We start from the raw sequence: 11,726 nt of genomic DNA on the forward strand, positions 1-11,726 counted from the left end.
TGGAATTTTAATAATTCCAATCATAAAAATATTTATAAAAAAATAGATTCACTAACGATCAATTACATGGATTTTTATAAAAGTCATTTAAATATCCATCTCATTAATCATGTCTAAAGCTAAAACGATCTATACTGATTTTTCCTAAAACGACGTTTAGTTAAATAATGGGATCTACCTGATTAAATTAGATCCTTTTAAAATAGCTTTTGAATATTGAATTAATAATCTTCATTGCTTTTATTGCTATTACTAAGATGAAGAAATCCTATGTGCTAGTCTTTTTTAATTAGCAAAAACTAGAATTCCTATCTGTTTATTTTTTTATTTTCCAAGTAACAGACTAAGATGATATGTAATTGTAATATCAAACACTTCTTCTGATTATATTGCTAAATATATTGTAAAATAAATAATTAATTTAATAACAGCATAATTTTCTAAGAGAATTTATCTAATGTTTTTAAAACAATGAATAATAAAACGAATAAGTATTACTTAGGGATGATATGATTAGGTTAACTCTAGTTATTTCAAGTGATTTTAATTTTTTGATTGCTTATTTAACTCAAAAAAGTAGGGATTAATAAATGTATCAGATTTTTGCACTGGGGGAATAGTTATTGTTATAACCTAATTATGTATGGCTATTTTTAAATTTACTCTTTACTCTATATTTAGAGTGGGAGTTATATTATTTATTGATTATAAAATTTGGAAATGATTATAAAATTTTGAAAAATCTTAAATAATAACATTAGAATAATAATGTTTATAGTATTATTGATTTATATTTTTTATAACTTTGCTCTCATTTAACTTAAGTTGTTTTCTGCTTAATGTTATGTGGGCTTTGGTTTGTTATATTGGGAGAAATCAGGATATATAGTTAGTATATTTAGCTAAATAGGGTATTGTATAATGTTATACTTTAGAAGATATGTTTGGTTAGGCACTTAAAATTATTTATTTCGTATTTCAAGGGTTGGGATTTGCTTTAAGATAACATTTAGAGATTGTTCAGTTGTTGTTTATTTCACTTCTTATTTCACTTCTTATATTTATTCCACAGAGAATTAATTTTTTTGGATTAATAATGTGATATAAACAGAAATTATAATGTTGTATGGGAACGATATTTGTAAAAATATAAATATTTTTATTTTTTCTTTAAAAATTGAGACGCTTAATTACCTTCTTATTTGAATGTCTTTATTAAGAAAGAAGTTATAGTGTGGGGAGTTGAAATAATTTTAAAAAAAACATTTGACATCATTGATGTCAAGTTATATATAAATCTTCAAATTTTTAATTGCACGTATTATTTGGACGTATTGTTATGTATTAATGGCTCTTAAAATATCTCTATATCTGTCTTTTCAGTAAAATATATATGAAATCAATATTTGGTATAGAGCTTTACATAAATAATTGAGTTTAGGTAGTTTTGAGTTTAGGCTCTCTTAAAATATCGAGTCTAGTTTTAAGACCCTAAAGCTTTTCCATGTATAGATGTATAGATGATTTTAAAGGCCTCAATCTATGATTTGATTTTCTTAGTACTTAGTAACTAAGTTGCTAAGAAAAGAGTATTGCGGAGTATTGATCCTTAAAATAAAGCCTTATTTTTTTTTGAGTTTTTAGAATGGTATGTTAACTTACTTATACGGTGAGCTACTATCCTTGATAGACCGTTAGTTTATTATTAATAATAAATCTAGTGCTACTTTAATAATGAGCAATATATTTGCGAAACATGTTTGTCCTGTATACATCTTTCCTAGAAAGATATTAATTTTATTGGTCATTAGTTTTATAATCATCTTTTTAATTTTTTAAATAGTCTATGGATAGGAATAAGTGTGGTACTTTAGTTGTTTAGCTTTTCAAGGATTGATTTTATTTATTGTGAATATTCTTAAATTAAAAAGACTTGTTTCAAAAGCCTTAAATTTATTTGCCCCGATTCTGTATATCCATTGCATTTAAAAACCAGCGATGATTATTCAGGAAATTATCAACAATTATAAGCTTCCTGAGTTATAATTTTCTTTGCGATTGCTTTAATTGCCGCTATATTTGAGATATATAACTATATCTAATAGCATCTAAAGCTCTTGTTAAGATTTGACAGTGCTTTTTTATTTGTAAATTTTAGTATTTGTATTTATCAATTTTAGTATTTGTAATTTTATTTATCCTGGTCTTTGTGCGATCTAGAAGAGCTTATACTTCTGATAAAAGAACTCATTAGTAGCTTTTTTAATTTTTTCTTTTTTCTTTTAATCTTAAAGACAGTCGGGGGGGATACACCTAGTAAATATAAGATAGCATCATTTATGATGTTATCTTTAAGTACTCATATTTGGTTTAATTAAGTACTAAATATTTCTATCTTCTTAGGATCATCGCAGTACTTTTATAGAGCTTTACTGGTATATGGTATTAAGAGTCTGTCTACGAGTATCACTAAAGTTATTTTATTTATATTTTAAAGTTGTTTTTATTATCTTCTTAATCTTGTACTTTGTATAATTTTTTTGGTACTTTATTATAGATATATTTCGAGGATACGAAATAAGAAAAATACTAAAAAGATAATAATGATTATGTATCAATAAATGATATTGATATCTACTAAATGATATTAATGTCAGCTCTGGAATTGTATTTCTAACAAGAACTTTGGGTTTAACCTTGAAACCTCTACAAAAAATCTATAAACTCAGAAAAGATTCTAACTATTGTTCGATGGTTAGAGGTGGTATACGTCAACAGTCTCCTCTAAATAAGGAAACAGGATCATTTCTCCTAATGGCTTACCGCTTAGCCGGAATGCAAGCGATGATCGTAGTTTTTATTGCCTTGGGATGGTGGATAAAGGGAGAAATAGAAAGTCTCTCTGTGCTGCTAGGAGGTATAGCTTATTTGTTACCAAATCTTTATTTTGCTTACTGTTTATTTGATACTTCAAGATTTGATACTTCAAGCCCTATAAAGGTCAAACAAACCATAGTGAACTTTTATTTAGGGGAAGTAATTAAATTAACACTGAGTGCTGGACTAGTAATTATAATTATTTTATATATTCCAGTCTCTATTGTGCCGTTTATTATGGGATTGGTGGGCACTAAATTTGGATTTTTCCTTGCACCGTTAGTTATTAAAATTTAGATAAAATCGAAATGAGTATACAGGTTAACTTAACATCACTCGAATATGTTCAGCATCATATGGTCCATTGGAAGCTGAATCTACATAATTTTACATTTACGGATGGCGGCTTTTGGACACTTAATTTGGATACCCTTATTATTTCTATAATACTTGGTGTCTTATTTCTTACTCTATTTTATTTGATTTCACGACATGCAACATCTAATATTCCTGGGAAAGGACAAAATTTTGTAGAAATGGCTGTAGAAGCAGTTGATAACACAGTTAAAGATTCTTTTCATGGTGATCGAAGTTTAGTAGCACCGCTAGCTTTAACTATTTTCATTTGGGTGTTTTTAATGAATTTTATGGATCTTCTTCCTATTGATCTAATACCCCGCTTATTTGATTTTGCTGATGTGAAGCATTTTAAAGCAGTTCCTACCGCAGATCCAACTTTAACTTTTGCTATCTCAATTACCATTTTTATTTTGGTAATTTTTTATAACTTCAAAATAAAAGGCGTTATTGGGTTAGGGAAAGAAATTTTAAGTCGACCGTTTGGCTGGTATCTTATGCCTATTAATATAATTTTTCGTTTGATTGATGAAGGAGTTAAACCAATTTCTTTGGCGTTACGACTTTTTGGAAATCTTTTTGCAGGAGAATTAATTTTTATATTAATTGCGTTGTTACCCTACTGGAGTCAGTTTACATTAGGTATGGTTTGGACTGTATTCCACTTGTTGGTGATTACAGTTCAAGCATTTATTTTTATGATGCTGACGGTTGTATATATCAGTCTCGCATCAGAATCACATTAATAGTAAAAGAGGAGAAGTTGAATTTATGAATATTGCTCAATTAATTGCAAGTGTTCAAGGGCTTTCAGCGATTGCGGCAGGCTTATTGATTGGACTTGCAGCTATGGGAACGGCCATTGGCTTTGGGATGCTTGGAGGAAAGTTTTTAGAAGGTGTCGCTCGGCAACCTGAGTTATCAACCATGTTGATGATTCGGATGTTTTTAATGGCAGGATTAGTGGATGCATTTGCGGCTATTTCGCTGGTCATGGGCTTAATTTTGATTTTTGCTCGTAATCCATTTTTGAATGCCGTAGTAAAAGCTGTAGGCAGAGCTACTACTGGTCAATAAAATCACACTGAGTGTATTATGATCCATGGATCAAAGAATAAAAAAGTGTGAAGTATAAAAAAGAGGTAATTATAGTGGATATTAATGCATCGTTAATAATACAAATGCTAGTTTTCATAGTTTTTGTTGGACTAACGATGAAGTTTATATGGCCGCCGATTATTAAGGCCTTAGAAACTCGTCGTAAAAATATTATGGATGGATTAGCTGCTGCCGAAAAAGCTCATAGAGAGCTTGAAGTAGCAGAAATTAAAGCGAATGCAAAATTAGTGGAGGCAAAAGCACAAGCGGTTCAAATAATTAAAGAAGCTAATCAACGTGCTTATAACATAATTGAAGATGCTAAAAATAAAGCTCGTGAAGAAAGTATACAACTCTTCCAGTTAGCCAAAAATGATATTGAACAGGAATATAATATAGCAAAAACAGAATTGCTTAATCTGGTATCTGACATCGCTGTAGCCGGCGCAAAAAAAATTTTACAAGGTGAGGTGGATAAAGCTAGCAATGATCATTTGATTGAGGAATTGGTTAGTGAGATTTAAGGATGGCTTTATATTTAACACTTTCAAGACCCTATGCCAAAGCGCTCTTTGCGGTAGCTAAAGAGACAGATCAATTAGCTTCTTGGTGGATAGTATTAAATACACTTTCAAAAATTCTTAAGAATAAATCAATAATTTCAATCATAAATCATCCCAAGCTTTCCTATGAAGAAGTAAAAGATTTATTGCTAGAACTACTTTTTGAAATTGCTTCCGAAACTACTGAGATCCCTAAAAAAAGATTAGAGAATTTTGTTCAACTGTTGATGAATGAAAAAATATTAATTGCTTTACCCGATATCACTTTGATCTACTCTAAGCTTTTAAATGATTATCAATCTGTAACAGAGGTTGAAATGATATCTGCTTTTTCTTTAAGCAATCACCATCGGAAACAAGTGAAACAGAATCTAGCAAAACGATTTAATACTGCAGTAAAATTAAAAGTTATAATTGATAAATCTTTGATAGGAGGTGCTATTATTCGTTCTGGTAATTGGGTCATGGATGGTTCTATTAGATGTAAGCTAACCCGATTGGCAGAAAAGTTAAAGGGGTAACCTTTTATGATAAGAAAATTACGATCAGCCGAAATTACCGCGATTATTAAATCGCGTATTGAAAAGTTTGGTATTCAAACTGAAGAGCGTACGGAGGGTACTATCGTTAATCTTAAAGATGGTATTGTTCGAGTTTATGGGCTACGTGATGTTATGTTCGGGGAATTAATTGAATTTCCAGAAAATAAGTTTGGTTTAGCATTTAACCTTGAACGTGATTCAGTTGGGGTTATTGTAATGGGGCCGTATGAACATTTAGAAGAAGGGATGACGGCTCGCTGTACCGGACAACTTTTAGAAGTTCCAGTAGGTGAAGCTTTGTTAGGGCGAGTAGTGAATGCTGTTGGCGACCCTATAGACGGCAAAGGTTCTATTAAAACTACACTTACTTCCCCTATTGAAAAAGTTGCACCTGGTGTCATTACTCGAAAATCTGTAGATACACCTTTGCAAACTGGAATTAAATCAATCGATGCAATGGTTCCGATCGGTCGTGGTCAACGAGAATTAATTATCGGTGATCGTCAAACAGGAAAAACTGCTATTGCTATTGATACGATCATTAATCAAAAGCATACTAATGTAAAATGTATTTACGTTGCTATTGGGCAAAAGCAGTCCTCTGTTTCAGCTGTGGTGCGTAAATTAGTAGAACACAAAGCAATGGAATATACTATTGTTGTGAATGCAAGTGCTTCAGAAGCAGCTGCTTTACAGTATATAGCTCCCTATGCGGGATGTTCTATGGGGGAATACTTTAGAGATCGTGGTCAAGATGCGTTGATTATTTATGATGATCTAACTAAACAGGCCTGGGCTTACCGTCAAATATCCCTTTTATTACGTCGTCCACCTGGACGTGAAGCTTATCCGGGCGATATCTTTTATTTACATTCCCGATTATTGGAAAGAGGAGCCAATGTTAATGAACAGTATGTAGAACAATTTACCAAGGGAAAAATAAAAGGTAAGAGCGGTTCGCTTACGGCATTACCTATTGTTGAAACTCAAGCGGGTGATGTTTCGGCATTCATTCCGACCAATGTCATATCAATTACAGATGGACAAATTTATTTGGATGTTAATTTATTTAATGCTGGTATTCGTCCTGCTATTAATGCTGGTTTATCTGTGTCGCGAGTAGGTGGATCAGGTCAAACTAAAATTATTAAAAAATTAATTGGCGATTTAAGAATTGCTTTAGCGCAATATCGTGAGTTAGAAGCTTTTGTTCAATTTTCATCTGATTTAGATGAAATGACTCGAAAACAATTAGAGCATGGACAGAAAATAATGGAAGTGCTGAAACAACCTCAATACCAGCCATTAAGTGTCGCAGAAATGGTTATTGTATGGTATGTCGTGAATAATAATTATTTAGAAGATGTAGAGTTAAAAAAAGTAGTAGATTTTGAAAAATCCTTAATCAGTTTCCTTCACGATTACGATCAAGATTTATTAAATGAGATTAATGATAATCCAGATTATTCTGAGCGAGTGATGAAAAAAATTAAAGCTGTGATCAAGGAATTTAAAAAAACACAGGCTTATTAATTTTTAATTTTAATTTAATGATAAAATTATGTCTAAAGTACGAGAAATACGAACAAAGATTGCTAGTATTAAAAATACACAAAAAATTACGCGGGCCATGGAGCTTGTAGCAGCGAGTAAAATGCGAAAAGCTCAGGATCGTATGGCGTTGTCTCGTCCATATGCCAATAAAATTCGAAAAGTCATTAGCCATGTAGCTGCAAGCCATTCTGAATACGCTCATCCTTATTTGGAACAGCGTAAAGTAACGAAGAAGGTAGGTTATATCATAGTAAGTACAAATCGAGGCTTGTGTGGTGGGTTAAATATTCATTTATTTCGTACCGCTATGATGGCAATGAAACAATGGAATGAAAAAAATATTGGGATTGATTTATGTGTTATTGGTAAAAAAGGTAAAAGCTTTTTTAAAGCTTATAAAGGTAATATTATAAATGTGGTAGATCATATAAAAGATGAATTCACAGTGCAAGATATTATTAAATTGGTGCAAGTGATCCTAGATAAGTTTAATCACAAAAAAATTGATGCCATTTATATAGCTACCAATGAATTTGTAAATACTATGATTCAAAAACCAGTAATTCGCCAATTACTCCCCTTGATAGGTGATCCTAAAAAAGTTAAAGAAGGTTTCTGGGATTATATTTATGAGCCTGATGCCTCTAAAGAGTTATTAGAGATGTTATTAGTTCGGTATATTGAGTCGCAGGTGTATCAAGCTGTCATTGAAAATATCGCTTGTGAACAAAGTGCACGTAGGGTAGCTATGAAAAATGCGACAGAAAATGCCAGGCAATTCATCGATGAGTTAAAGCTTATTTATAATAAAGTACGTCAGTCTGGAATAACCGAGGAAATTGCGGAGATTATCACAGGTGCTTCAGCAGTAGAATAAAGTCAGCAAAAATGAGGTAAGGTAAATGGCAATAACTGGTATTATTACTGAAATTATCGGCGCTGTCGTTGATGTAGAATTTCCACGAAAGGCTGTCCCTAAAATTTATGATGCTCTTCAAGTTAATGATAATCAGTTGATACTGGAAGTTCAACAGCAACTTGGAGATGGCATAGTGCGTACTATTGCTATGGGTACTACTGAAGGATTAAGACGAGGTATTACTGTTGTAAATACCGGAAAGCCGATTAAGGTTCCAGTTGGAGAAAAAACGTTGGGGCGTATTATGAATGTTCTCGGAGACCCTATTGATGAAGCTGGTCCTATTAATGCTAGAGAATATTTGCCCATCCATCGTGCAGCGCCTTCTTTGATTGAACAATCGGGAAGCAGCGTAGTCTTAGAAACCGGTATTAAAGTAATTGATTTACTATGTCCCTTTGCTAAAGGGGGTAAAGTAGGGCTTTTTGGTGGTGCAGGGGTTGGTAAGACCGTAAATATGATGGAATTAATTCGTAATATTGCTATTGAACACAGTGGTTATTCGGTTTTTGTTGGGGTGGGTGAACGGACTCGTGAAGGAAATGATTTCTATCAAGAAATGAAAGAATCTAAAGTCTTGGATAAAGTAGCTTTAGTATATGGGCAAATGAACGAGCCTCCAGGAAATAGGCTTCGTGTTGGTTTGACAGGACTTACCTTGGCGGAAGCCTTCCGGGATGAAAGGCGTGATGTCTTGTTATTTATCGATAATATTTTTCGTTACACATTAGCTGGTGTAGAGGTTTCAGCTCTTTTGGGTCGGATGCCCTCCGCAGTAGGTTACCAGCCTACTTTAGCCGAAGAGATGGGGGTACTTCAAGAACGAATCACATCTACTAAAACTGGTTCTATTACCTCTATCCAAGCAGTATATGTACCTGCCGATGATTTAACAGATCCCTCTTCAGCCACCATTTTTTCTCACTTAGATGCTACTGTGGTTCTTTCTCGTCAGATAGCTGAGCGAGGTATTTATCCTGCAATTGATCCTCTTGCTTCTACGAGTCGCCAACTTGATCCATTGATCATTGGCGAAGAGCATTATCGAGCTGCTCGTAGTGTTCAAGAAATACTTCAAAGGTATGAAGACTTAAAAGATATTATAGCTATTTTAGGAATAGATGAGCTTTCTGAAGAAGACAAACTCTCTGTCCGTCGGGCACGTAAAATACAGAGGTTTTTATCTCAACCTTTTTTTGTTGCTGAGGTATTTACAGGAGCTCCGGGTAAATATGTTGCATTGCAGGATACTATTCGTGGGTTCAAAGGTATTATTAGTGGAGAATATGACGAACTTCCTGAGCAGGTCTTTTATATGGTTGGGACTATTGAAGAGGCAATGGAAAAAGCAAAGTCCTTATAATTATTTATAATAAAATTTTGGAGAACACTGTTTTGTCTAAGGATTATTCTTAAAAAAAATTTTCAGATTCTATGTTTATAAAACAGTTATAAGATATTGATAATTAAAAATTATGACTAAAACAATGCAATTAGAAATCGTTTCAGCTGAGGCTAGTATATTTAAAGGTACAGTTGAGAAAGTTATTGTTACGGGTAGTATGGGTGAGCTTGGTATTTACCCAGGGCATCTTCAGCTTTTAACGTCTTTAAAGCCAGGACACATCACTGTTGTTTTAGAAAAAAACAAAAAAGAAATATTTTATATGTCGGGTGGAATGTTAGAAGTTCAACCAGAAATAGTGACCATTTTGGCAGATACGGTGTTACGTGCTGTTGATTTAGATGAAGCTGTTGTTATTGCTTCTAAAGAAGCAGCAGAACTTCGATTACAGGAACAAAAGGCAGGAATTGAATATTCACGCGCACTAATAGAACTTGCAGAAATTGCTGCTCAGTTGCGTGCCATTCAGATGATTCGAAAACATTCAAAAGATTGAAGGATGTATTATGAGAGATTTTTTATGGGGTTAATGGTTGTAATTTTAGCAGCAGGTCAAGGAAAACGAATGCTTTCAAATATTCCTAAGGTCTTACATTCCTTAGGTGGTATTTCTCTTTTAGAACGAGTAGTAAAAACAGCGCAAACTTTAAATGCTGATACAATTCATGTAGTTTATGGCAGTGGAGGAAAACAGCTTCAAGAAAAATTGAGTTATTTAGGAGTACATTGGATCAAACAAGAAAAACCATTAGGTACAGGGCATGCTCTATTAAAAGCTATCCCCTTTTGTGATGATGACGATCAAATTCTTGTGTTGTATGGGGATGTTCCACTTATTTCTTCTCAAACCCTCAGGGATTTATTACAAAAGACACCCTCTAATGGATTAGGCTTAGTTGTTTCTGAATTACCAGATCCTTCTGGGTTTGGACGAATTATTCGTGATAAATCTGGAAAGATCATTAACATTGTAGAGCATAGAGATGCGAATGATCAACAACAAAAAATATGTGAAATTAATAGTGGTATTCTGACTGCTTCGGTGAAAAATTTAAAAAATTGGTTAACTCGACTCACTAACAACAATTCTGAACAAGAATACTACCTCACCGATACGGTTGCTTTAGCGGTTGCTGCAGGTTGTCCGATAAACAGTGTTAAACCCTTTTTTTATGAAGAAGTACAAGGTGTGAATGATCGTTGGGAATTAATTCATTTGGAGCGTTATTATCAGCGTTTAATGGTCCAGAAATTAGCCTTGAGGGGGGTGACTATTGCTGATCCGAACCGAATAGATATTCGAAGTGAAAAGATTCAAGTTGGTCACGATATTTTTATTGACGTTAATGTAGTGTTAGAAGGAGAAATTCAATTGGGATCCCATGTAAGAATTGGATCCAACGTTATTTTAAAAAACGTGATCATTGGTAATGATACAGAAATTCAGGCAAATAGTATCATCGAAGGTGCCAACATTGCAGCACATTGTAGGGTAGGTCCATTTGCTCGTATTCGGTCTAACAGTATTTTAGAAAAAGGAGCTAAAGTAGGAAATTTTGTAGAAATAAAAAAAACAACTTTGGGGCCAAATAGTAAAGCAAATCATTTAACCTATCTCGGCAATGCTTCTATTGGTAAAAATGTCAATATTGGTGCTGGGACGATCACTTGTAATTACGATGGAGTTAATAAATGGGAAACTAAAATTCAAGATGGTGCTTTCATCGGTGCGAATACTTCTCTTGTTGCACCGCTCATTATAGGAGAAAAAGCTACTATTGGAGCTGGTTCTACCATCACCCAAAACGCTCCTTCGTATCAACTAACCCTAGCTCGCAAACGTCAGTGTATCATTGAAGGTTGGTGTCGTACGAAAAAATCCCAAAAAAATACTTCAGAAAATGATCCCCCTAAGTAAAGATTTTTTCTAATAAATAGAGCATAGTATATAAAGCATAGTAGATTTTTCTGAATGAGCTCCTAAAAAAATATTTGGTAAAATAAACTTAAAAAAATATTTTAATCTTAAGTTTCTTTAGAAAAAATTTATTATGAGACAAATAAAAAATAGATGATGCTAACCCCTATAATAAAATTGCATATTAATTCTCTTAGTATACTCCAAATTTATCTTTGGAAAATATTAAAGAAGATATTGAGCAAATAGTTGTTTTTTTAAAAAATATATAACAACTAATTTTGATTGTATTGCTTTTTTATTTAACGTCATACTAATATTTTCTCATTACTAAAATAATTTTAAGTATGATCCTTCAGGTCGTTTTTTATGATTGTAGAACGACTTTAAAAATTCTTGAACTTAACTAAAAAAACAAAAAATTCAATAATTTATGATTTTTTTTAGAATAAATATGAATTTTCATTTTTAAATAATGAGGTTTTATTGATGT

The 11,726-nt window shown here is 32.6% G+C and carries 10 protein-coding genes; all 10 read left to right on the forward strand.

Annotation, left to right across the window (positions count from 1 at the left end; all coding sequences use genetic code 11):
- Positions 1-2,751 precede the first annotated feature (2,751 nt).
- The 10 genes from CLERM_RS02015 (at position 2,752) to glmU (ending at position 11,233) form a co-directional block, all read left to right on the forward strand.
- Entirely contained in the window at positions 2,752-3,174 is a 423-nt protein-coding gene (locus CLERM_RS02015) for an ATP synthase subunit I (RefSeq protein WP_102156933.1), read from the forward strand.
- Positions 3,175-3,185: 11 nt separating this feature from the next.
- The gene (gene atpB / locus CLERM_RS02020) at positions 3,186-3,980 is read left to right on the forward strand and encodes a F0F1 ATP synthase subunit A (protein ID WP_102156934.1); all 795 of its coding nucleotides are present in this window, start codon (positions 3,186-3,188) and stop codon (positions 3,978-3,980) included.
- A gap of 25 nt (positions 3,981-4,005) precedes the next feature.
- Positions 4,006-4,311: a F0F1 ATP synthase subunit C gene (atpE, locus tag CLERM_RS02025; protein WP_102156935.1), complete on the forward strand. Its 306-nt coding sequence runs from the start codon at positions 4,006-4,008 to the stop codon at positions 4,309-4,311.
- 74 nt (positions 4,312-4,385) lie between these two features.
- Entirely contained in the window at positions 4,386-4,856 is a 471-nt protein-coding gene (locus CLERM_RS02030; RefSeq protein WP_102156936.1) for a F0F1 ATP synthase subunit B, read from the forward strand.
- Positions 4,857-4,858: 2 nt separating this feature from the next.
- Complete coding sequence (locus CLERM_RS02035) at positions 4,859-5,416, forward strand: F0F1 ATP synthase subunit delta (RefSeq protein WP_102156937.1); 558 nt, start codon at positions 4,859-4,861, stop codon at positions 5,414-5,416.
- Between the two features lie 6 nt (positions 5,417-5,422).
- On the forward strand, positions 5,423-6,970 hold the full coding sequence (atpA, locus tag CLERM_RS02040; RefSeq protein WP_102156938.1) for a F0F1 ATP synthase subunit alpha: 1,548 nt from the start codon (positions 5,423-5,425) through the stop codon (positions 6,968-6,970).
- A gap of 28 nt (positions 6,971-6,998) precedes the next feature.
- On the forward strand, positions 6,999-7,868 hold the full coding sequence (gene atpG / locus CLERM_RS02045; protein WP_102156939.1) for a F0F1 ATP synthase subunit gamma: 870 nt from the start codon (positions 6,999-7,001) through the stop codon (positions 7,866-7,868).
- Between the two features lie 25 nt (positions 7,869-7,893).
- Positions 7,894-9,273, forward strand: coding sequence for a F0F1 ATP synthase subunit beta (gene atpD, locus CLERM_RS02050; RefSeq protein WP_102156940.1), 1,380 nt, complete (start codon positions 7,894-7,896; stop codon positions 9,271-9,273).
- A 112-nt stretch (positions 9,274-9,385) separates the two neighbouring features.
- Positions 9,386-9,811 (forward strand): F0F1 ATP synthase subunit epsilon, encoded by a 426-nt coding sequence (locus CLERM_RS02055; protein ID WP_102156941.1) that lies wholly within the window; start codon positions 9,386-9,388, stop codon positions 9,809-9,811.
- Between the two features lie 24 nt (positions 9,812-9,835).
- Positions 9,836-11,233 carry a bifunctional UDP-N-acetylglucosamine diphosphorylase/glucosamine-1-phosphate N-acetyltransferase GlmU gene (glmU, locus tag CLERM_RS02060; RefSeq protein ID WP_102156942.1) on the forward strand — a complete coding sequence of 466 codons (1,398 nt, stop codon included), beginning with the start codon at positions 9,836-9,838 and terminating at the stop codon, positions 11,231-11,233.
- The last annotated feature ends 493 nt before the right edge of the window (positions 11,234-11,726 follow it).

This window comes from Coxiella-like endosymbiont, assembly GCF_002871095.1.
Classification (GTDB): domain Bacteria; phylum Pseudomonadota; class Gammaproteobacteria; order Coxiellales; family Coxiellaceae; genus Coxiella.